Origin of the sequence: uncultured Mobiluncus sp., assembly GCF_963511525.1 — a bacterium.
Lineage (GTDB): Bacteria > Actinomycetota > Actinomycetes > Actinomycetales > Actinomycetaceae > Mobiluncus.
Window position 1 is genome coordinate 24006 of the sequence record NZ_CAUPIY010000015.1, and the last position, 23031, is coordinate 47036.

General features: G+C 57.0%; 18 protein-coding genes. 10 read left to right on the top strand and 8 right to left on the bottom strand.

What is annotated here, in order from left to right; genetic code table 11:
• Window positions 1–3 precede the first annotated feature (3 nt).
• From RQ935_RS09245 to RQ935_RS09260, 4 genes are all read left to right on the top strand, one after another.
• On the top strand, window positions 4–492 hold the full coding sequence (locus RQ935_RS09245; RefSeq protein ID WP_297591020.1) for a carboxymuconolactone decarboxylase family protein: 489 nt from the start codon (window positions 4–6) through the stop codon (window positions 490–492).
• Window positions 493–500: 8 nt separating this feature from the next.
• Window positions 501–2051 (top strand): alanine/glycine:cation symporter family protein, encoded by a 1551-nt coding sequence (locus RQ935_RS09250; RefSeq protein ID WP_311498136.1) that lies wholly within the window; start codon window positions 501–503, stop codon window positions 2049–2051.
• Between the two features lie 175 nt (window positions 2052–2226).
• Window positions 2227–3489: a tyrosine--tRNA ligase gene (gene tyrS / locus RQ935_RS09255; RefSeq protein ID WP_282921795.1), complete on the top strand. Its 1263-nt coding sequence runs from the start codon at window positions 2227–2229 to the stop codon at window positions 3487–3489.
• 112 nt (window positions 3490–3601) lie between these two features.
• Window positions 3602–5221, top strand: coding sequence for a succinic semialdehyde dehydrogenase (locus tag RQ935_RS09260; protein WP_311498137.1), 1620 nt, complete (start codon window positions 3602–3604; stop codon window positions 5219–5221).
• Between the two features lie 89 nt (window positions 5222–5310).
• On the opposite strand, the gene RQ935_RS09265 is transcribed toward RQ935_RS09260, so the two are convergent.
• Genes RQ935_RS09265 through RQ935_RS09275 form a run of 3 tightly spaced genes read right to left on the bottom strand, consistent with a single transcriptional unit; the run spans window position 5311 to window position 7334 of the window.
• The gene (locus RQ935_RS09265; RefSeq protein ID WP_311498150.1) at window positions 5311–5952 is read right to left on the bottom strand and encodes a dihydrofolate reductase; all 642 of its coding nucleotides are present in this window, start codon (window positions 5950–5952) and stop codon (window positions 5311–5313) included.
• 13 nt (window positions 5953–5965) lie between these two features.
• Window positions 5966–6766 carry a thymidylate synthase gene (locus RQ935_RS09270; protein ID WP_307741352.1) on the bottom strand — a complete coding sequence of 267 codons (801 nt, stop codon included), beginning with the start codon at window positions 6764–6766 and terminating at the stop codon, window positions 5966–5968.
• Window positions 6767–6821: 55 nt separating this feature from the next.
• A complete protein-coding gene (locus tag RQ935_RS09275) occupies window positions 6822–7334 on the bottom strand; it encodes a DUF2505 domain-containing protein (protein WP_311498138.1) in 513 nt (170 codons plus the stop codon).
• 63 nt (window positions 7335–7397) lie between these two features.
• Between RQ935_RS09275 and RQ935_RS09280 the strand changes: the two genes are divergently transcribed.
• Window positions 7398–8864, top strand: coding sequence for a sensor histidine kinase (locus RQ935_RS09280; protein ID WP_297346548.1), 1467 nt, complete (start codon window positions 7398–7400; stop codon window positions 8862–8864).
• 116 nt (window positions 8865–8980) lie between these two features.
• On the opposite strand, the gene RQ935_RS09285 is transcribed toward RQ935_RS09280, so the two are convergent.
• The 3 genes from RQ935_RS09285 to RQ935_RS09295 form a co-directional block, all read right to left on the bottom strand.
• On the bottom strand, window positions 8981–9244 hold the full coding sequence (locus RQ935_RS09285; RefSeq protein ID WP_295027371.1) for a WhiB family transcriptional regulator: 264 nt from the start codon (window positions 9242–9244) through the stop codon (window positions 8981–8983).
• A gap of 136 nt (window positions 9245–9380) precedes the next feature.
• Window positions 9381–12653: an FtsK/SpoIIIE domain-containing protein gene (locus tag RQ935_RS09290; RefSeq protein ID WP_311498139.1), complete on the bottom strand. Its 3273-nt coding sequence runs from the start codon at window positions 12651–12653 to the stop codon at window positions 9381–9383.
• Between the two features lie 172 nt (window positions 12654–12825).
• Entirely contained in the window at window positions 12826–13389 is a 564-nt protein-coding gene (locus RQ935_RS09295; RefSeq protein WP_311498140.1) for a DJ-1/PfpI family protein, read from the bottom strand.
• Window positions 13390–13564: 175 nt separating this feature from the next.
• Between RQ935_RS09295 and ligA the strand changes: the two genes are divergently transcribed.
• Window positions 13565–15958: an NAD-dependent DNA ligase LigA gene (ligA, locus tag RQ935_RS09300; protein ID WP_311498151.1), complete on the top strand. Its 2394-nt coding sequence runs from the start codon at window positions 13565–13567 to the stop codon at window positions 15956–15958.
• Between the two features lie 125 nt (window positions 15959–16083).
• Here the strand turns inward: ligA and RQ935_RS09305 are convergent, their stop codons facing one another.
• Window positions 16084–17406, bottom strand: a complete 1323-nt coding sequence (locus tag RQ935_RS09305; RefSeq protein ID WP_399532399.1) for a phosphatidylserine/phosphatidylglycerophosphate/cardiolipin synthase family protein — start codon at window positions 17404–17406, stop codon at window positions 16084–16086.
• Window positions 17407–17651: 245 nt separating this feature from the next.
• On the opposite strand from RQ935_RS09305, the gene gatC reads away from it, so the two are divergent.
• The 3 genes from gatC to gatB are packed head-to-tail and all read left to right on the top strand — an operon-like array spanning window position 17652 to window position 20970.
• On the top strand, window positions 17652–17948 hold the full coding sequence (gene gatC, locus RQ935_RS09310; RefSeq protein ID WP_311498142.1) for an Asp-tRNA(Asn)/Glu-tRNA(Gln) amidotransferase subunit GatC: 297 nt from the start codon (window positions 17652–17654) through the stop codon (window positions 17946–17948).
• 2 nt (window positions 17949–17950) lie between these two features.
• Entirely contained in the window at window positions 17951–19474 is a 1524-nt protein-coding gene (gene gatA, locus RQ935_RS09315; protein WP_311498143.1) for an Asp-tRNA(Asn)/Glu-tRNA(Gln) amidotransferase subunit GatA, read from the top strand.
• A complete protein-coding gene (gene gatB, locus RQ935_RS09320) occupies window positions 19471–20970 on the top strand; it encodes an Asp-tRNA(Asn)/Glu-tRNA(Gln) amidotransferase subunit GatB (RefSeq protein ID WP_311498144.1) in 1500 nt (499 codons plus the stop codon). The genes gatA and gatB overlap by 4 nt, the downstream gene beginning before the upstream one ends.
• A 77-nt stretch (window positions 20971–21047) precedes the next feature.
• Here the strand turns inward: gatB and trpB are convergent, their stop codons facing one another.
• Window positions 21048–22280 (bottom strand): tryptophan synthase subunit beta, encoded by a 1233-nt coding sequence (gene trpB, locus RQ935_RS09325; RefSeq protein WP_311498145.1) that lies wholly within the window; start codon window positions 22278–22280, stop codon window positions 21048–21050.
• Window positions 22281–22723: 443 nt separating this feature from the next.
• On the opposite strand from trpB, the gene RQ935_RS09330 reads away from it, so the two are divergent.
• Window positions 22724–22993, top strand: coding sequence for a hypothetical protein (locus RQ935_RS09330; protein WP_311498146.1), 270 nt, complete (start codon window positions 22724–22726; stop codon window positions 22991–22993).
• Window positions 22994–23031 lie beyond the last annotated feature (38 nt).

The window sequence follows — 23031 nt, forward strand, 5'->3', positions numbered from 1 at the left end:
GCAATGACAGAAACAGCCGCTAGGAGAGTACCGTACTTGGATAAAGCCTTTCCCGAAGTCGCTGCTGCCATGGAGGAAGTGACTCGCAGGCTTAAGCCCGTTTACGAGCAGGTCGGTCTACCGGCTAGCCTGATTGAACTCGTTTGCCTACGTGCCAGTCAAATGAACAGGTGTGGGACTTGCCTTTCTGTACATGTGCCGCGGGCGCTACAAGCCGGTGTGTCCCAATTGCAGATTGATGTGTTGCCCAGTTGGAGGGAAGACACGGAATTGTTCACACCTCAGGAAAAGGCCGCACTGGAGTTGACCGAGCATATAACCAGGCTCCCCGAAGGAGTGCGCAACTCCAGCGTGGGGGAGCGCGCGCAGACATTCTTTACCGAAGCTCAGGTGGCTGCTCTCGAATGGTGCGCCATCATGATTAATGCCAACAACCGGATTTCAATTGCTTCGCATCACCCGATTCGCAAGTATCCACCAGTATCCAGTTAGGAGAAAAAATGCTGCCGTTTCCAGCAATAGTCCCGGTGAAGCCCGAGGAACTTTCACCTTTCGAAAAATTTAATCAACTTGTGGCCAATGCCCTCGGTACCGTCTATGGCATGAGCATTGGCTATGTGCTGATTGTGGTACTGCTCGGTTTTGGAATCTACGCGACAATTCGCACCGGTGCCGTCCAGTTCACCATGTTTTCTAAAATGTGGAAGACCGTGATGGGTTCCCGGAAAGGCTCCCATGGAGGCATCAGTTCTTTCCAGGCTTTCGCGGTGGGGTTGGCCGACCGTATCGGCACCGGCAACATCGTCGGGGTAGCTATCGCGATTACCCTGGGCGGTGCCGGCTCCATCTTTTGGATGTGGATCGTGGCTCTGGTCGGTATGGCGAGCGCTTTCATCGAGGCGACCTTGGCCCAGATGTTCAAGGTCCGCAATCCCGACGGAACCTTCCGCGGCGGCCCCGCTTTCTATATCGAACGCGGTCTCGGCTCGCGTGCCTGGGGCTCCGTCTTTGCGGTTTTGCTCATCTTTACCTACGCTTTCACCTTCCAGCTGATTCAGGCCAATACCCTGGCTGGCTTAGCAAAGGCAAACTTCGGGATGCCTACCTACGCCACCGGGCTGTTGCTGGTAGCCATCACCGCCCCGTTCTTCATTGCCGGGATTCGTTCGGTAGCGCGTATCGCTGAATATCTGGCTCCGCTGATGGCAGTCATTTACATGACTTTGGCACTGATAGTCATTATCGAGAATATCGGACAGCTCGGTACAGTTTTCGCCATGATTTTCCAGGGCGCTTTCGGTGCGAACTCGGTAGCAGGTGGAACTCTAGGCGGGCTCTTTGCGGCTCTGATGAACGGCACGAAGCGCGGCTTGTTCTCAAATGAAGCCGGTATGGGTTCCGCCCCGAACGCGGCTGCGACCGCCACCGTGTCCCACCCGGTCAAGCAGGGAATGATTCAGTCCCTAGGTGTATTCGTGGACACCATTTTGGTTTGTAGCGCTACCGCTTTCATCGTGCTGCTCGGAGGGGTCTATGATCCGAATGCGGCTGAACAGCCCTCTGACGGCGCGGCCCTCACAGTTGATTCCCTGGCTGCTTTGGGTCCTTGGACTAAGCCGATTATCCTCATCGTCATCTTTATGTTCGTTTACTCGACTTTGCTGGGTAACTTTAGCTATTCCGAAGGCAACATCAAATACCTGCTGGGCATCGAAAACAACGCGTGGATTGTCAAAGCGATTTCCATCATCGCGGTGTTCCTGGGCTCAGTGCTCTCCTTGGAAATGGTGTGGAACTTGGGCGACTGGACCGCGGCGTTGATGGCCATCATGAACTTGGTGGCTTGCACCCTGCTGTTCAAGTGGGCTCTGGGTGCCCTCAAGGATTACCAGCACCAACTGGAAACGAAGAGCGAGGACGAAATCCAGTTCTGTTCCACTGACAATAAGTTCCTTCCCGGTGAGCTTCCCACCGATATTTGGACAAAAGAAGCCATCGCGCAGGGACACAATATTTCCAGTGACCCGACTTCGTGGGAACACGGAGATTAATCTGAAATCAAGTTGGCCCCAGGAACCGCGATGTTCCTGGGGCCAACTGTATCCCCTCTCGCACGGAGTCGCTACCGCCACGCAAGCATTCGGCCTTTTCGTATGCACGCGGCAAACCCGGTAGCATAGAGGGGCGTGAAAACGCGATGACAACGAACTATTGAAGGAAGTAAACGTGAGCGATCTGATTGACGAACTGACTTGGCGGGGCCTGATTAAGCAACACACCGATTTGGACGCGTTGCGCCGGGCTTTGAACGAAGGTCCGCTCACGTTCTATTGCGGCTTCGACCCGACCGCGGCATCCCTGCATCACGGACACCTGGTGCAGCTCATTATGATGCGCCATTTGCAGCTGGCAGGACACCATCCCATCGCGCTGGTTGGGGGAGCGACCGGTTTGATTGGTGACCCGCGTATGACTTCGGAACGCCAGCTGCAGGACAAGGAAACGGTGGCGGGCTGGGCGGACCGTCTGCAGCACCAAATCGAGCGTTTCCTCGATTTCGAGGGCGATAATCCGGCGCGAATGGTCAACAACCTGGAGTGGACCGCGCCCCTGTCCGCGATTGATTTACTGCGCGACCTGGGCAAGAACTTCCGGATGGGTACCATGCTGTCCAAGGACGCCGTGGCACGGCGACTCAAGAGCGAAGAAGGCATTTCTTTTACAGAATTTTCTTACCAAATCCTGCAAGCCAATGATTACCTGCAGCTGTACCGCAAATACGGCGTCACCTTGGAAACCGGGGGCAACGACCAGTGGGGCAATCTGGTCGGGGGCATGGACCTGATTCGTAAGGTTGAAGGCAAAGATGTCCACGTGATGACGACGCCTCTGATTACGAAATCAGACGGCACCAAGTTTGGCAAATCCGAGGGCGGGGCGATTTGGCTCGATCCGGAAATGTTCAGTCCCTACGCGTTCTACCAGTTCTGGTTGAATACTGAGGACGCCGACGTAGTCAACTTGCTGAAAGTCTTTACTTTCCTGAGCCGCGAGGAAATCGAAGCATTGGAAACCGAAACACAGCAAAACCCGGGGAAGCGCGCTGCCCAACGAGCTTTGGCTGAAGCCGTGACCACCCTGGTGCACGGGGCGGATCAAACCGAGCGGGTGAAGGCCGCTTCGACGGCGCTGTTCGGACGCGGCGACCTGCGTGAGGTCGACGGGAAAACCCTGGTAGCGGCCACTGCGGACCTGCCGCGGACCCAGGCTGTGCTGGGAGAAACCAATATTTTGCATCTGTTGGTGGACTCGGGGTTGGAAAAGGGCATTGGGGCGGCAAAACGTACTGTCGCCTCCGGGGGTGCGTACCTCAATAACGAAAAGGTTGAGGACGAAAGTCGGGTCGTTACCGCCGCAGATGTGCTGCCGGGCGGGGTTGTCTTGTTCCGGAAGGGCAAACGGCAACTCGGCGTAGCCGTTACGGAATGAAGGCAATGACGGTTTTTTCCTAAACGGCGTTCACCTTTCGTAGATGAGTAATCTGTCCTAAGATGGATGTATATCCCAATGGTGTGATACTGAACTGTCAAAGGAGACTGCGATGTCCGATACGGAAACTAAGACGATTTATCCTTCTGCCCAAGCCGAAGCCCAAGCACGTCAGATGCACCAGCGCTGTGAGGCTTCTTTCCGTAGTTTGGTGCCAAACCTGGAGCGGGTGGTGGGACTGCCGGAAGGCCGTCCGTTACGAGCCGTCCAGTCCCCATTTACTGGAATTGATGCTTTCGGGGTTCCCCAAGCCACCCTGGCAGACTTGGATCAAGCCATCGTGCGTGCCCGTAGTGCGGGGCGGCGCTGGGGCAAGGCTCCTGCCGCCACCCGGGCGCAGTTTTTGTATAGACTTCATGACCTGCTGTGGCAGCACATGGACGAAATCCTCGACGTGATTCAGTGGGAAACCGGCAAGTCTCGCTACCACGCTTATGACGAAATCCAGGATATTGCCCTGAACTGCCGTTACTATGCGCGCACTCTCTCTCACGCGGTTCGCGATGAGCGCCGCCGCGGGGCGTTTCCTGGCGTGACGCGCACTTTCGTAATGTATGAGCCCAAGGGAGTTGTGGGGGTAATTGCGCCGTGGAACTACCCGCTGTCGATGGGGATTACGGACGCTATCGCGGCTTTGGCGGCTGGTAATGCCATTGTGACCAAGCCGGATTCCAACACTCCGCTGTCGGTGGTGGTCGGCAAAGCCCTGATGGTCGAGGCCGGGTTGGATCCTGATTTGTTCATTATGGTGCCCGGACGTGGCTCCGAACTGGGAACCCCGCTCATTAAACAGGTTGACTACATGATGTTTACCGGTTCCACCGCTACGGGACGGATTATTGCCAAGCAATCGGGCGAAAACCTGATTGGGGTTTCGGCTGAACTGGGCGGCAAGAACCCGATGATAGTGCTGGAGGACGCAAAGGTTGACGACGCGGTGCGAGGCCTGGTGCGGTCTGCCTACGCCAATACTGGTCAGCTTTGTGTTTCCATTGAACGTCTCTATGTCCAAGACTCGATTTATGACGAGTTCAAAGCTAAGCTCATCAAACGTATCAACGATATGAAGGTTGAGGTTTCCTTTGATTGGGAGGCCGATATGGGGGTTCTAGTTTCCGACCACCAGCTCGAAACGATTGATACCCAAGTTCAGGACGCTCTGAGCAAGGGCGCGGTAGCTCTGGCCGGCGGCCATGCACTGCCCGAAATTAGCTACACCGCTTATGCGCCCACCCTTCTGGAAGGTGTCGAGGAGGGAATGACCCTGTACGACCATGAGACGTTTGGTCCCGTGGTTTCTCTGTATCGTTTCCATACCGATGAACAGGCCATAGCCCTGGCCAATGACACGAATTACGGCTTGAACGCCTCGGTTTGGGGCAAGCCGGCTCACGCTGTGGCGGTGGCACGTCGGATTGAGGCGGGCACGGTCAATGTCAACGAGGGGTTCACCGCCGCCTGGGGTTCCACCGATGCTCCTATGGGTGGCTGGAAAGATTCTGGTCTGGGGCGTCGCCACGGTATCGAGGGCATCCATAAATACATGGAATCGCGTACGATTGCCGTGCAAAACCGCGCGGTTCCTATCGCTCCGGTTATGGGATTGAGCCAGGAACAATACGTCACGGTCTTAAAATTCGCCCTGAAAGCTATGCGGCGACTGCATCTCTAGGGATACATTTTCCTCTTCGCGACGGGTTCGGAATCGTGCCGTAACTCTCGGTGTGACCGAACCCGCCGTCCTTTGCGGGGCCGGAACGTTTAGCGGGGGATGTAGTAGCGTACCCGCCAGGCAGCGTCCCCGGATTTCGGGCGCCAGTTTTCGTCCGAACGGGTCAGATCCAGTTGCCAGAGAACCGGATCGATGACCGGGGCATAAGCCACCGTGCTCATTGGAGGCACCATCGCGGTCATGTCCAGCTGGGTGACTACCAGTAAATCCGCCAGTCCGAGCTCCATGACTTCGCGATACACTTTCGCTCCGCCGGTAATCCACACCTGGGGGGTGTTGGCGCACAGTTCCAACGCTTCGTTGAGGCTGTGGGCTACCTCGACATCAGGGGCGGTGAACTCACGAGACCCGGTGAGGACGATATTGCGCCGACCGGGCAGAGCCTGTCCCAGGGAGAGGAACGAGGCGCGTCCCATAATCACTGGATTACCCATAGTAGTGTCTTTGAAATGCTTGAAGTCCGCGGGGACGTGCCACAGCATTTTGCCGCCAGCACCCAACACTTTTGCCTTGTCCTCAGCCCAAATCATCCCGAGGACACCGATACCGTGTCCGGCGCGGGAATCAGTCGGTGAGACCTCCGGGATGGGGGTCGGGTCAGGAGAGACAGGCGGAGTCCATCCGTAGGGATTGTGTACCGGTTTATTTGCGCCAGGATTCAAGCCGACCATGCTGCCTCTCACGTCAGACCGCTACGGGAGCGGAAATCTTGGGGTGGTGTTGATAATTCGCCAGACGAATCATGTCAAAAGTGTAGCCGTCAATAGAGTCGGCTCTATCCAGTTCCAAAGTGGGGAAGGGGAAAGGCTCGCGGGACAGCTGTTGAGTGACCTGGTCCACGTGGTTGGCATAGATATGGCAGTCTCCGCCGGTCCACACGAGTTCGCCGACCTGTAAATCAGACTGTTGAGCCAGCATATGGGTCAGCAAAGCGTAGGAGGCGATGTTGAAAGGCACCCCCAGGAACATATCCGCCGAACGCTGGTAAATCTGCAGGGAGAGCCGGCCTTGCCCGACCCAGCATTGAAAGAAAGCATGGCAGGGAGCCAGCGCCATCTGATCCAACTCCGAAACGTTCCAGGCCGACACCAGCATACGCCGAGAAGAGGGGTCGTTCTTCAGGGTATCGAGCAGGTTTCTCACCTGATCCACCGGGCCGGCTGCGGTGGGCCAGGCACGCCACTGATGGCCGTAGATTGGTCCCAAATCCCCCGAGTCATCCGCCCACTCGTCCCAGATATGGATGTTGTTCTCCTTTAGCCAGCGGTTGTTCGTTCCCCCCTGTAAGAACCACAGCAGTTCGCCGACCACGCCGTGCCAGTACAGACTCTTGGTCGTGATGGCGGGGAAGCCTTGCGAGAGGTCATAGCGCAGCTGGCGCCCGAAAATCGAGCGGGTTCCCGTGCCGGTACGGTCGGGTTTTTCCACTCCGTGGGACATAATGTCGGCTAGCAAGTCCTCATATTGGTGGTCGGTGATGGTCATATCTTCCCTTCTTAAACACGCTGAAGGCGGTATAGAACCACTGTATCAGGGACCCCTACAGCAAAAATTCGTCCGCCTTGACGGTCTCTTTGGCGAAGGCGTTTTCAATGGTCTTTATCACGGCTCGCTCCACTCCTACCGCAAAAAAAGGAATCGCGCAGGTAACTTCGCCCTCCAGCGTAATCTCGGTGCCGGATTGCGGAGTTGGCTCAGATTTCGCCACCATAGTGGTCGAAAACTTTACGGGGACACCCGCCATCGAGCCGCTCATAGTGCCGTTCTCAACCCACCCGGACTGATTCAAATCCCAGACTTCCACCACTTTTAGGTTCAGCCCGGTATTGAGCTTGTTGGCCAGTTGGTCCAGGTATTCAGTAGAAATGGACACGGTGGAAGATACCCGGATACGGTTATCGACCAGGCTCAAATCAACTTGGGCGTGATCATCCAAATCCGCCCAGCGTTTTTTATAGTATTCCGGGTTTTTTAACATCGCGGTGACTTGGGCGCGAGATCCGGGATAAGCCAGGGTCTGGGTGAATTTCATGTCGGGTCTCTCCTGAAGCATCAATTACCCTTATATTCTAGATGCAGGTTGCTCAAAACACAGCCCAACGCATAACCTGAGAAGGTGTCGACGTTTAAACGCTCCCTGGGGGAACCCCCATTCCAGGCATTGACCGAAGATGCTGTAGAACAGCTGTATCGTTTGGTGTCGGATTGGCAAATCATCTCTGACCTGTCCCAAGCCGATCTGTTGCTGTGGTTGCCGAACCGTTATGACGGCATGTCTTGCGCGGCTCACTGCCGTCCAGCCACCGGACCTACGGTTCACCTCGATGACGTGATTGGGCTAAACTTGCCTGCCACTCGTCTGCCCCTGCTGGAACAGGTCCAGTTAAAAGGCGAGATTATCGAGAACCCCGTACGACGTTGGACGGGGATGAACACGGTATCCGAGGTACTGGTGCCCGTGCCTTTTGCGGGACGAAACATTGGAGTCCTGGCGATTGAGACCAACCTGGCTTTCCAGGTCGGCGAGATTGGTGGCGAGGGTTGGTTTAAAGCGGTTTCCCGGACACTGTGGAAGATGGTGGCAGCCGGAGACTTTCCCTTCGAGGTCACTCCGACTACCGGTAAGCACGGCAATCCCCGGGTGGCCGATGGGGCCTTGATGCTGGACAATGAGGGGCTGGTAGAACATTGTTCACCGAACGGGATTTCTGCTTTTAAACGGCTTGGTTTTCACAACCAGCTCCATGGCACGAAACTTAGCGACTCCGTCTTGCCGCTGTTGGAAAAAGGCGCCGTCATCGATGAGGATTTGTCAACGGTGCTTCAGGGACGATCTTCTGCCCTGGCCGAGATTGACGTGCGCGGAGTGAATTTGACCATTCGTTCGCTACCGCTGGTCGAGGAAGGGGAACGGATTGGAGCCCTGCTGCTGTGCCGTGATGTGACCGAAAAACGCCATCGTGAAAAGGAACTGTTGAGCAAAGATGCCACCATTCGCGAAGTGCATCACCGGGTGAAAAACAACCTCCAAACGGTCAGCGCTCTGTTGCGCCTGCAAGCTCGCCGTTCGGATAACGCGGTGGTTCAAGAGGAATTGTCTCAGGCGGAACGGCGAATTTCGATTATTGCGATGGTGCACGAGGCACTGTCACATACGGTTGATGAGACCGTGTCTTTTGACGACACGTTCCGTAAACTACTGGCTTTGGTGGCGACCGCGGCGTCCTCCGACCACTTCGTGGAGACGCGTTTCTTGGGCAGCTTTGGGACGCTGGGAGCGGACGCGGCCTCTGCCCTCGGGTTGGTGCTTACCGAGCTGGTGACCAACGCGATTGAACACGGTTTGGAAGGCCGTGGCGGGGTGGTAGAGGTCGAGGCCCACCGGGACGACCACAACGAGACTTTGGTGGTGACGGTGACCGACGACGGGCATGGACTCACCGGCAACTCGGTCGGTTCAGGCTTGGGCACTCAGATTGTCCAGACTTTGGTCAAAACCGAACTGGTCGGGACGGTGCAGTGGGAAAACCGAGAGCCTCCCGCGAGCGGTACGATTGTGCGCCTCACCGCTACCAAGCTGTAAGCCGGCAGCTTCCGGTCGCCTGTCGGGCTAGTAAAAAAACCGTGGTGGTGAGCCACCTAATGCGCTCACCACCAGCGGGGTCTTTCCTGGGTTTGACGCCCCCAGAGGCGTGTAACTTAGAGGCTCGAAGCGCGGCGCGCACGGGCATTGCGGGCATTGCGACGCTTCAAAGAACGACGCTCATCCTCGCTGGTGCCGCCCCAGACGCCGGCATCTTGGTTATTGTCCAGAGCCCACTTCAGGCAAACGTCCACAACCTGGCAGGTCGCGCACACAGCCTTAGCTTCTTCAATCTGAGCCAATGCCGGGCCGGTGTTCCCCACGGGGAAGAAAAGTTCAGGATCTACGGTTAAGCAAGCTGCTTGATCACGCCAGTCCATAATTGCTCCTTAGAGTTCGGTGCAAAAGAATCGGTTAGGGATTTGTAAAACTTTTGCGTGGAATAAATTCGACTTAACAAGGGTGACATCATTCCAGCGCATTTTCAAGAGATGTAAATGAAGAATTTTTCAAAAATCAGGTGATATGTGTCACATTAGCACTTGGAGGGAGTAGCGCGCCCACTTCGGAGCCCGTCTGATAAATCGCTGGAAATTCGCCAATAACCTGGAGTTTTCGGACAAAATCCATCTCGATATCGAGGTAATTTGCCGCCCGATGTCTGGCTTCGATGGTGTTTCCTAAATGGGTTAGTGTTACTTTCCGATTGGTAAAATCCGGTAATGAGAGGGTTAAATTTCCCGGCATAAGCCCAGGTGAACGCAATTCTAGGAATGTTAGGTCAAACTTCAGGCTACTCTCAATACACTCCCGTAAAATATTCAGGTTAGGGGTGCTATGTTCAGAATTGGAGACAATGACAAAGGTATCGCGGTCAATGTGTTCAAGTTCAAAATCTTCTGCCTCAATCACCCGATAACCGAGACGGCGATATTCCCGTTTCAATTGAGCCACCAGGGGACGCATCTCGGCGAGGTCGTCCACTACCCAGTGGCGCCGCGCGGGCGAAAGGCTCAGCCAATCGCGGCGCGATGAGGACCAGCCTAACGTAACAAGCTGGGCGGCGCGTGGCATTTCTCGATGGGAAAATAATTTCGGCATCTCTGTTAAGACAATTGACTCACCTCTCGAGGCCGTAGGGGTACCGTCAGGACAGTCCGCACCAGGCGTGGTGCCAACTATTTCGGCTAAGCCCTCACAGTTGGGCAGACCGATTTGGGCAGTGGCACACGTGTTGCCGATTTGCCACACCCCGCGGCCGGGCGCGACTACGGCAGGCAATGCGTCGCTCAAACGCCCGCGCACTCCGTTGGATTCAATGCCGGCAGAATGCAAATCCACCGTATCGCGTGGGCACAACACATACTTTTCCCCAGCCAAGGCTCCCCAAGCCGTATGCCCAGCGCCCAACGGAGCCGTGAAAGCCAGCAAATAGCCCCCCGCCCCATTTTCGCTCAGCAACGTTTCCAGGCGCTTGACCCCCTGGCCCGGATAGAGCCGTTCCAGCTCGTCAGCCAGTAAATCCGCGCGGTCAATAGCCACCGCGGTCCCTTCTAAACCACAGTCAGCCGCTAAGGAGATGAATTGATCGAGTTTCCACAAGTCTTTCGGGGAGAATACGGTGAGAATGTGTTGGAGCGGGGAGACTAACGGTTCGCTCAATCCGCTCCACCGGTTCCAGAACGCCGACGGGTTGGGGGTGATGACTATCACCGAGCGATTTTGCCTCAGCCACGTCGTGGTCAGGGAGGCTACGGCGGTGGTTCGTCCGCTGCCGGGATTGCCGAAAATCCCCAAGCTCGTTTGGGGCAAACGCCAGCTTTGGCGAGCCTGGTGGGGAAAGTCCAGCAGGGCGAAACTGCCGGGGGGACACGGTGTGGCCAATGGCAGATCGGGACACCAGATTTCCGGTAGGCGTGCATTGTCGCAGCCTTGCTCCCAGGCTTGGCGAATCTGATCCACACAGTGGCGTACCCAGTCGGCTTTTCCGCACCAGGCGGCTTGTGCCACGCCGGAGGTGAGCCCCTCCCAAAACAGACGCCCCGGAATGGGCGGGAGGCTCGCCGCCCGCGTATCGCTGAGTATCTCGGTCGAGTCTTGGGGAGAACGAACCCGCAGGGCAATCCGTAGGTTGGTATTAGCCAGAATCTGGCCGTTAACCACCCCACCGGGCTTTTGTGTAGCCAAAATCAGGTGCAGTCCCAGCGAACGTCCGTGCGTAGCCAGGCGAATCAGGTTTTCCAAAGTTTCGGGATGATCCGTGGCAAGGGCGCGAAATTCATCCACCACGATGAGGACTCTAGGCAGCCGTTGCCCGGTGAGCTGGTGATAATGCTCCAGGTCGCGGGCTTTAACCTGGGACAGAACCGTCTCTCGCTGCTTCAGGAATGCCTCCAGGGACGCTAGAGCACGAGAGGTGAGTTGCGGCGTCAAGTCCGTCAACACGCCGTGAGTGTGGGGTAGCGCCCCCAGCGCCTCGAATGCCGCCCCGCCCTTGTAATCGAGCAAAATAAACCGTAAATCGCGGGGAGAATAGTGCAAAGCCAGTGCCATCAACCACGTGGTCAGCAGCTCCGATTTCCCGGCCCCGGTCGTGCCCGCCACCAGGGCGTGAGGTCCTTCTTTCACCAAATCAACCAGCCACGGACGTTCTGCGGTGCTCACCCCGAGCTGAGCGCACAAGCCTGGGGGAGGTGCCTGCCAGCTTTGGGTGATAGCTTCGGGACTGGTTTGCCACCACTGGCTGACATCAACCAAGTCGGGCAGGCTTTCGGCGGGGGGTATGGCGGTCAAGCTAAGGCGTCGCGGATTGTCCCCCAAGGCCTCCAGGAGAGAGCCGAACCAGGCGGCCGTAATAACACGGCGGCGTGGGGGCGGATTGAGGATACGTTGCGCCCATGGCGGAGGGGTATCGGCGGTGATGGTCATCCCGACTTCGTCCGTCTCCAAATGCGGGGTTTCGCCGGGGTTAAACACGCGAATCACCAGGGTTTGCGGTGAGGTCTGGCCCGGTTCTTCGCGAGGTTTGATTCCGCGCCACGGGTCGGGATTCTTTTCGCTGAGCCGAGCCTGACCAAACAGGATGGCCTGGGCGATGACCCACCGGGCTTGGTCCGCGCCTTTTGCTCCTGTGAAACACAGCGTTTCTCCCGGTTGAATCTGCAGGACGCGCCGGCGCAGTTTCCGACCCGAAAACACCCGAATCACGCTGACCTTTTGCGAGGGCGTCACTAGGGGAGCAGCAGCGGCGAGCCACAGCTTTTCCGGGGTCGGTACCGCCAATGCCCGTCGGATGAACACCACCAGGGTAATCACGCCGGCAATGCCCAGAATCACCAGCAGGCGCCACCCCAGGAAAGCCCCCAAACCCAACATGAGCAGCAGCGGCAGGAACATAAACAAAGCGGTGCGTCCCGCAAACTGTCGCGGCGCCGGGGGAGGAGTCAGACGAAGGTCAGGTGGACGGTAGCTTAGGCGCAAGATGGTGGCCCCAAGTTTTAGGCGCGCACCGGGCTTGAGGCGGCAGGCCCGACGTATCCGGTGGGTCCAGGGCAACGTTTTCCACATTTTGTACACAGGCGCGGAACCGGGAAACGGCAAAGCGCGCAAAGTTTTTTTCGACGGCTCCAGGTGCAGATTTTGACGCGAGACTTGCGGGTCGCTCAGTCCGCTCAGTCTGCCAAAAATCCCTGGAATCGCGGGCAATGCTTGGCCTGAATCGGGTCCTTTGATAACGACCCAGAGCAGGGGAGATGTCAGAGCCGCCCGTGGTTGCAAAAAATGTTCCATACCCTCAAGTTAGGGACCACAACCGATTTTCGCAAACGGTTATCCACAGGCTGTGGATAACCGTAGGTGAGGACTTGTTGATAACCCTCAAAAAGTTGTGCAAAACCTGTTTAGAGCGCAGTTCTGATCCGGAGAACCAGGATAGTAGTCGTAAGAACCTAAACCAGAAAAATCAGTGAGTTTGGTAGCAAATCTGGGCAGCGACCTGTTGTGCCTGAGCCTCATCGCGCAGCAGAGAAATAATAGCCAAAGCAAAGTCGATGGAGGAGCCCAGCGCCCGCGCGGTGATAATCCGGCCATCACGAATCAAGCCGGCATCGGAATAGTCGGCGTTCCCCAGGCCGTCTTGGAAACCGGGATAAACAGTTGCTCTGTGCTCATCGAGCAAGCCCAGCGCCCCCAACACGGTCGGCCCGGCGCACACCGCCGCCAGATTCCCCTGGTGAGAACGCAGAATCTGGGATAGTTTGGCTGATGCCTTGAGATTATTTACCCCGAGCTTGCCACCGGGAATAATCAGGACTTGTTCGCCGCTAGGAGCAAAGTTGTTGATGTGTTCATCGCAAGTCAGGGGAACCCGGTGCGAACTCACGATGGTTCGCGCCTTTTCATCATCACCGGCGGCATCGTTGACCGCCACCGTTTGTATCTCGATGCCTCCGCGTCGCAGCAAGTCCACGACCAGCAGGGCTTCACATTCCTCGACACCATCGGCCACAAAAATACTGGCTTCCATTTCGTCTCCTAACCATCGGATTCAGTTTCGTATCCAAGTTTAGCGACGTAAGGGTTCGCGGGGGGTCTCAGGAAGGAAGCCCCGGTTAATTTCGGGCGACACAGCGACAAATTCTGTGCAAACAGCGCCGGGGCGAAACTGCGGACTTTTCGTCTCCGGCTGGCCTTAAGATGGAATCGTGAAGAAACAAACCTCTATCCCTGAGGCTGCTTTAGCCCAACATGCTGACCTGGTGGACCAAATCGAGGCAGCGCGCACGGACTACTACGACGAAACTCCTGAAACCGGCGTGACCCGGCTGAGCGATGCGGACTATGACGCCTTGTTCGTACAACTGCAGCTGTTGGAGGCGGCCTACCCCGGCCTGGTGACCCCGGACTCTCCAACGCAAACAGTCGGGGGTGGCGGGCAAACGGCGAGTACGGAAGGGTTCCCCCCGCATCGCCACCTGCAACAGATGGGATCTATCGATGACGTTTTCTCTTACACGGAGGTTGACGCGTGGTGGGCGCGGGTGGACAAGAGCCTCGATGGCCAGGATTTCTCGGTTTCTGCCGAGGTCAAGGTAGATGGGTTGGCCATGAGTTTGACCTACCTTCACGGGACGCTCGCGGTTGGGGCTACGCGCGGGGATGGATTTACCGGCGAGGACGTGACTGAAAACGTGAAAACCATCGCGACCGTGCCGGTGCGTCTCGATGGTGAAACAGTGCCGGAACTGGTGGAAATTCGCGGCGAAGTATACCTGCCGTTGGCGGATTTTGACGCTATGAATGCGGCCCGCGAACGGGACGGAGAAAAACTGTTTGCTAATCCGCGCAACGCGGCCACCGGCTCTTTGAAACAAAAAGACCCCGACCAGGCCGCTAAACGTCCCCTCGCGTTTTTAGCCCACGGGGTTGGGGAAGTACGTTGGGCTAGCCCCGAAGCGGTAGCGCAGCTGGGGACCCAAGAGGACTTTTATGAGCTATTGGAATCGTGGGGTTTGCATTCCGTGCGGGAAACCCCCGCCAGCTTGGGGCTACCTCTGGCGGGAATGCGCTCCCTCTCCGAGGTTCACTCGGTTTTAGACCAGATGACGGCGCATCGTCACGATTTTGCCCACCAGATTGACGGCGTAGTGCTGAAAGTTGACAGCTTTGCACAACGGGACGCCCTGGGGTCTACGGCGCGGGCGCCACGTTGGGCGTGTGCCTACAAGTTTCCTCCCGAAGAGGTCCACACCCGTTTGCTGGGTATCGAGGTGCAGGTGGGACGCACCGGACGAGTCACACCTTTCGGGGTGATGGAGCGGGTCTTGGTTGACGGCTCCTACGTTTCGCGCGCCACGCTGCACAACGCCAAAGAAGTCGCCCGGAAAGACGTACGGCCCGGCGACACCGTCGTGTTGCGCAAAGCAGGGGACATCATTCCCGAAATTTTAGGGCCGGTAATGTCCCTCCGGCCAGCTGGTTTGCCCCAATGGGTGATGCCCGATACCTGCCCCTCCTGCGGGACTAGGCTCGGAGCGCAAAAGGAAGGTGACATTGACTTACGTTGTCCCAATCAGTCGGGATGTCCGGCACAGATTACCGAGAGGCTCATTCACGTAGGCTCACGCAACGCCTTGGACATTGAGGGCTTGGGTGAGGAAGGCGCTCTAGCGCTAACCCAGCCGGAGTTCGGGCGCGCCGATGTGGCTGCTGCCCTCGCGGCTGGGGGTCGCTGTGAGCTGGAGGACGGAACCATTGTCGCTGTTCGGCCTGGTCAGGAACTCGGCCTGGAAGCTATCGAGGATCTCTTGCCGCCTGTTCAGTCCCCGGTCCTGACTTCAGAAGCGGGTTTGTTTGCTTTGCAGCCTGAGGATTTACGCGACGTGATGGTGTGGCGCGAGATTCCGGGCACTGACGGTCGGGATTGGCAACAGGTTCGGTTCTTTTGGGCGAAACCAAAACCATTGCCGAAAGCCGCTCAGGAAGCTACCGGACAGCGCTTCGGGCCTCCCGTGGCTGGGAAAGTCGTCCAGACGTTCTTTGAGCAGCTACAAGCTGCGAAGTCAAAAGAACTGTGGCGGGTTTTGGTGGCCCTATCCATTCGGCATCTGGGCCCGGTCGCGGCTCGGACCATAGCCCGACAGTTTGCCACGATGTCTGCTATCCGAGCCGCTAGCGTGGAACAGCTCGGTGAAGTCGAGGGAGTAGGCGAGGTCATTGCCGCCTCTATTCACGACTGGTTCACAGTCCCGTGGCATCAAGAAATCGTTGATGCTTGGGAAGCCGCGGGAGTCGGGGCAGTCAGCCAAGCTGAAACGGCGAGCGGAACCTCTCTGGCTGGGGAATTAGCACCAACCCTGGCCGGCCTGACCGTAGTCATCACCGGAAACGTCCCCGGCTACACTCGTGAATCCGCCCAGTTAGCGGTAGAAGCCCGCGGAGGGAAAGCGACCGGTTCGGTATCAAAAAAAACTGACCTGGTCGTGGCCGGTGCAGGCGCGGGGTCAAAACTGGCGAAAGCCCAGGCGCTGGGCATTCCCGTCATCGAATCTGCTGACTTCAACGCCCTGCTAGAAAAGGGCTTGTCGCGAACCTGAGCCAGTCCTGCGATTGGCGGCAGCCCGGGTCGAGACGTGGGCAGCATGGTTCTGAGCGCAGTGCAAGCCGCGGGTAGCCACCGGCGGATTCCTGACGTGTGGGCGAAACCCCTGAATATCCAGCTCTACAAAACCGAGCCGAGCGGGCGCAACAGACGCTCAATGACCCGATTAACGACGGGTCGTTCCTCCCACTGCTCCAGGGTGAGTTGCCGAGCGTTGGTCAAGTCGTTGAGGAACACTTGTTCCATCTGGTCGGCCAGGTCGGTGGAAAAAATCTCCATATTAATTTCATAGTTGCCGGTCATAGACAGACGGTCGATGTTCGCGGTCCCTATTGTGGTCCAGCAGCCGTCGGCGGTAGCGGTCTTGGCATGGACCATAGCCTCCTGGTAGAGCCAGATTTCCACCCCGGCCTCCAACATTGGGGAATAGTATGAGCGAGCCACCCAGTCGGCCGCAATATGGTTGGAGGTTTCCGGCATCAGCACTTTAATATCCACCCCGCGCCACGCTGCCGCAATGAGTTCGTCCAAAATATCCCGATCCGGAATGAAGTAAGCCTGAGTAATCCAAAACCGCTTTCGAGCCTTGTTCAACGCTTTGATATACAGGCCGCGGACAGGGAATAGCAGACGGTTCGGTTCGTTGCGAGCCACTTCGATTTCAGGAATCCACTGGCGGGGCTTAAATTGGGGCAGCCTAGGCAGATGCCGGGTTTTATGAGCATTCCAAAAATCGGTGAAAGCGTCGGTCAGCTCCCACACTGACGGGCCGGTCACACGCAGGTGGGTATCGCGCCACTGAGTCGCATAGAGTGAACCGATATTGTACCCACCAATAAACCCAACCTTGTTGTCAACGGTGAGGAGTTTGCGGTGGTCGCGCCCGGTGGAACGCAGCGAGAGAAAGAACGAACGAAACAGCCCGAAACGCAGAACGTGCAGGTTACGTAGGTGAGGGAAGCGAGTCATGGCGGAGGGAACATTGATGTTGCCGAAAGCATCCCAAATAATGAAGACCTCGACCCCGCGCTTGGCGGCGTCAATCAAAGCCTCTTTGAACAAATGCCCGATTTCGTCATTCTTCCAGATGAAAGTCTCAAAGAAGACGTGAGATTGCGCCGAACGGATGGCTTGCAGCATCGCGGTGTATACCTCAATCCCCGAGGTGTAGACCTGCATCTTGTCCTCGGCGAAACTGATTTCGGGCAGTTGAGTGATCGGAAAAGGCTTGACAGTGGACTGACGCCAGGTTCTCAGAGTATCGATAACGACTGTTATCGCCCCGGCAATGAGCTCAAACAGCAGGAACCCACCAAAAAATCGTGCCAACACTTTGGGCAGTTCCTGAGGGGTCTTTACCGCCAGTTCAGAAAGCCGGGTAAAGAAACGGGCGATCCGGCGGAAGGCCTCACCGCGCGGCTTCGCACTACCACGACTGTGCATTCCGTGTTGCAGTTCTCCCGCTCGTTTGCCCATATTTGTATTCCTTTCCCACTAACAGTGTAGTGGACGCAATCCCAGTGCCACCAGCGTGTCAGGGCACAAGCCCGAAAAGGCTTTCCTGGTTCCCCAAGGCTTAGTTGCTTTTGCTCCGCCAGTTTTACCATCTGGGCAGGGCATGGCGAAGCGGCGGCGCCCCAGACAGCAAGGTTTAACCGCCACGCTGGATTTTCGTTAGACTCTAAGGTATGTCGACTATTGATGCTGATGAAGTGAGGCGCGTCGCTGGCTTGGCCCGAATTGCGCTGACCGAGGAAGAAATCCAAAAATTCGCTGTTGAACTGGACGTGATTACCCAGGCGGTGGCGAAAGTAAACGAGGTAGCGAAACCGGACATTCCGGCGACTTCGCACCCGATTCCGCTCACGAATGTGTGGCGTGAGGACGAGGTGGGTCAATGCCTCGACCACGATGAAGTACTCCAAGCCGCCCCGCAGCCAGACCGCGGGATGTTCGGCGTACCCAAGATTATCGGGGAGGAGTAAATATGAGTAACACAGAACTTTACCTGTTGTCTGCCCACGATTTGGCCGCGAAGCTGGCGGCCAAAGAGGTCACCAGCGAGGAACTGGTGCGGGTGTTTGCCGACCGGATTGAACACCTCGAGAAGGACGTCCACGCTTTCCTGTTTGTTGACGTGGAAGGGGCACTGCAAACCGCTAAACAGGTCGACGCAGACCGCGCTGCCGGCAAGAAACTGCATCCTTTTGCGGGAGTGCCAATCGCGATTAAAGACAATATGGTGCAACGGGGCAAACCCACCACCTGCGCTTCAAAAATCCTGGAAGGCTGGCTGCCGCCCTATGACGCCACCATCGTGCTCAAGCTCCAAGAGGCGGGACTGCCAATTATGGGTAAAACCAACATGGATGAGTTCGCCATGGGATCGTCTACCGAGCACTCGGCTTTCGGCCCGACCCGCAACCCGTGGGATTTGGAGCGGATTCCGGGCGGATCAGGCGGCGGTTCGGCCGCGGCGGTGGGAGCCTTCATGGTGCCGTGGGCGCTGGGTTCGGACACGGGCGGTTCCATTCGTCAACCCGGGGCTGTGACCGGTACCGTCGGCGCGAAACCGACCTACGGTGCGGTGTCCCGCTACGGTTTGATTGCGATGGGGTCCTCCCTGGACCAGATTGGCCCGGTCACTCGTGACGTTCGTGACGCGGCGGCGCTACAGATGATTATCGGGGGGCACGATCCGCTGGATTCCACCTCTCTGGATGAACCGGTACCGGACATTACCGGGGCGCTGGCCGAAATTGGCACAGATGCGACCGGTTTGCGTGTCGGGGTCGTCAAGCAGCTGCAAGGCGAAGGCTACCAGGCTGGGGTGTTGCAGCGTTTCCAGCAGGCTGTGGAGCGTCTGCAAAAGGCGGGGGCGAACGTTATCGAAGTGGATTGCCCTTCCTTTGAGTATGCTTTGGCGGCCTATTACCTGATTATGCCGGCAGAAGTGTCGTCTAACCTGGCTCGTTTCGATGGGGTTCGTTACGGTCTGCGGGTGTTGCCGCAGGACGGCGAGGTTACCACGGAACGCATGATGGCGGCGACTCGTGAGGCGGGCTTCGGTGATGAAGTGAAGCGCCGCATTATTTTGGGTACTCACGTGCTATCTGCGGGTTACTATGACGCTTACTACGGTTCGGCGCAAAAGGTGCGTACTCTGCTACAGCGTGACCTGGCGGCAGCCTTTGCACAGTGTGATGTGCTGCTCACACCTACCGCCCCGACCACCGCTTTCAAGTTTGGCGACAAACTCGACGATCCGATGAGTATGTACCTGAACGATGTGGCGACCATTCCCGCCAACTTGGCTGGGATTCCCGGTATTTCGATTCCTGCCGGGGTGGCCCCGGAAGACGGTATGCCCGTGGGGGTGCAGGTGCTGGCTCCCGCCCGCGGGGACGTCACCATGTATGAGGTGGCAGCCCGGATGGAAGCCCAACTGGCAAAGTCGGAGGAGCCGATGCCGCCCTGCCCGGCCGCGGCATGGAAGGAGGGCGCAAAATGAGCGACAAATTGATGAGCTACGAAAAGACTACCGAACGTTTCGATCCCGTTTTGGGGTTGGAGGTTCACGTTGAGCTGGGCACGAAAACCAAGATGTTCGACGCGGCTCCCAATACTTTCGGGGGCGAACCGAACACAAACATCACCCCGGTTTCCCTGGGGTTGCCCGGATGCTTGCCGGTGGTGAACAAGCGTGCCGTGGAGTACGCGATTCGTATCGGTTTGGCGCTGAACTGCCAAATCGCCGAGTACTGCCGGTTCGCGCGGAAAAACTATTTCTATCCCGACCTGACTAAGGCATTCCAGACCTCCCAATATGATGAGCCAATCTGTTACGACGGCTGGCTCGATGTCGAGTTGGAGGACGGTAGCGTGTACCGGGTGGAAATCGAGCGTGCCCACATGGAGGAAGACGCCGGCAAGAACACCCATATTGGCGGGGAAGACGGCCGTATCCAAGGAGCGGATCACTCCCTGGTGGACTACAACCGCGCCGGAGTGCCGCTGGTAGAAATTGTTACCAGACCCATCACCGGGACCGGGAACCGCGCCCCCGAGGTTGCCGCCGCTTATGTGCGTACCTTGCGGGATATTTTCCGGGCTATCGGGGTCAGTGAAGCCCGGATGGAACGCGGCAATGTGCGCGCAGACGTGAACGTGTCTTTGCGCAATAAACCGGAGGACCCGATGGGGACTCGCACGGAAACCAAGAACGTGAACTCCTTTAGAGGCATCGAAAAAACCGTGCGCTACGAGATGCGTCGCCAAGCGGCAATCCTTGCCGAGGGCGGCAAGATTGTCCAGGAAACCCGCCACTACCACGCGGCGGACGGGACGACCTCTTCGGGCCGCGAGAAATCCGATGCCGAGGATTACCGTTACTTCCCCGAACCGGATTTGGTGCCATTGGCGCCGAGCCGGGAATGGGTGGAGGAAATCCGTCAGACCCTGCCCGAACTTCCTGCCGTGAGGCGCAAGCGCCTGCAGGGTGTGTGGGGATTCACCGACATCGAAATGCGCGACATTGTCAACGCCGGCGCGGTGGACCTCATTGAGGAAACGGTTTCAGCCGGAACCGACGCGGGCGGAGCTCGCAAGTGGTGGATGGGCGAAATCGCGCGTTTGGCAAAGGGCGAGGAAAAAGACCTGGAGGAAATGGCGATTACTCCCGCCCAAGTGGCCGAACTGCAAAGCCTCGTCGAGGACGGCAAGATTAACGACAAGTTGGCCAAACAGGTTATCGCGGGCGTGCTGGCAGGCGAGGGCAATCCCGGTGAAGTCGTGAAGGCACGTGGCTTGGAGGTCGTTTCCGACACGGGCGCTTTGGAAACTGCTGTGAAGCAGGCGATTGCTGATAACCCGGATGTCGTCGAAAAGATTAAAGGCGGCAAGATGGCGGCTATCGGTGCGCTGATGGGCCCGGTTATGAAAGCCACCCGCGGTCAAGCCGATGCCGGAACGGTAAAGTCCCTGATTGTAAGCGAACTCGGACTGTAACCGAATCCTATTTCACCTTTAAATGTTTTGTTCCCGAACCAAATGGTCCGGGAACAAAACATTTTTAGAGCTTTGGCCTATTTGACGTATTCCTCGCCGGTGCCGTAATGCTCAATCACGTAGTCGAGGTCCTTATCCCCGCGACCTGACAGGTTCACCAGGATGGATCCCGTCTTGCCCTTACGGGCTTCCTTGATGGCGTAAGCCAGAGCGTGAGAGCTTTCGATGGCGGGGATAATGCCTTCCAAGCGCGAGAGCAAGAACAGGGCTTCAATAGCTTCCTCGTCTCGAATGGTCACGTAGTTGACGCGTTCCATATCGTGTAGCAGGGAGTGTTCGGGGCCAACCGAGGGGTAGTCCAGGCCGGAGGCGTTGGAATAGACCGGCGCGGGTTCCCCCTTTTCGTCCGCGAGCATAATTGAGTTGAATCCGTGCATCACGCCTTCGCCGCCGTAGGTAATGGAAGCCGCGTGATCACCCAATGCCGTGCCCCGGCCTTGTGGTTCCACGCCGTAAATCTCTACCGGATCGGCCAGGAAGGGGACAAACATGCCGATGGCGTTGGAACCGCCACCCACGCAGGCCATCACTTTATCCGGCAGATGTCCGGTCTGTTCCAGGAACTGAGCCCTGGCCTCGGCTCCAACCACCTCTTGAAAATCGCGCACCATAACTGGGAAAGGATGCGGACCGGCGGCGGTACCGATACAGTAAATCGCGTCGTGGTATTCCTCGGAATAAGCCATGAAAGCGGCGTCCACGGCTTCTTTCAGGGTCTTGAGACCCGCACTGACTGGAATCACGCGCGCGCCCAGCACTTTCATGCGCGCCACGTTCGGAGCCTGCTTAGCGATGTCGACTTCACCCATGTAGATGTCGCATTCCAGGCCGAAGTAGGCGGCGGCGGTGGCTAGGGCCACACCGTGCTGTCCGGCACCGGTTTCCGCGATGAGCTTCTTTTTTCCCATGTATTTTGCAAGCAGCCCCTCGCCCATGCAGTGATTGAGCTTGTGCGCCCCGGTATGGTTCAGGTCCTCGCGCTTCAGATAAATCTGGGTGCGGCCCAGTTTCTGACTCAGGCGCTGGCAGTGGTACACCGGGGTGGGCCGGCCCTGGAAATCCTTACGAATGCGGCGCAGCTCGGCAATAAATTGGGCGGATTGAGCAATCGTCTGGTAGGCCTCGGCGTACTCGTCAAAGGCTTTGACCAGCTCCGGGTCCTGCAGGTAGTTGCCGCCGTATTTGCCGAAGTATCCCTTTTCGTCGGGGTATTCCTTGAGATAGTTGTCAAAATCGCGGTATTTGTTCATCGTTTCCTCCAAAGTTTTCGCAATTCCATACTGAAACCGATTTGGTCCGAATCCGGACCGGTCACAAGATAAAGGTACGCAGTTTTTCGTTCGAAGTACAGTCATGTCCAGTATTCGAGCAGATTTGTCTCATATAATGAATCGACACCTGTCAGCGCTGGGTGTGGAGGTTTTGACCTTCGGATCGGGGAAGGGTAGTTAAATCCGTCTTTAGGTTACATCTATTTTGCATAATCAGCTCGAATTAGAATTGTCAATGTTATTTAAAAATCTACATATATGCTTTTTAATATAAGCAATTAATACGTTTTGTTATTATTGCAAGGTTCTGAACTGCGGAAACGCCGGTTGTTAAGGTTAGGGTTTACAATCGAGAAAAAATAGTTGACAGTTGTAATTAAGACTTATTCATTTCTGTTACTTATCCCGAAAGGAAAGAAGCCATGAGTACTCAACCAGTAGTTAGTGATTGCGCAGTATCCGATTGCTCTTACAACCACGACGGCTGCCAAGCCACCGCGATGACCATGGGCACCAAGGGCTGCTCCACCTTTATTGCCTTGCCTCAGGTCGGAGGCCTCGGAAAGCAAGCCGCGGTCGGGGCTTGCCAGAAATCCGACTGCAGCTTCAATGAGCACCTGGAGTGTCAGGCGACTGCCGTCAAAGTTGGTGGAAAGACAGGCGAGTGCCTTACCTATAACCGCGCTGCTTAGATTTCCCCTATAAATACATAAATCTGTGTGTGCGAACA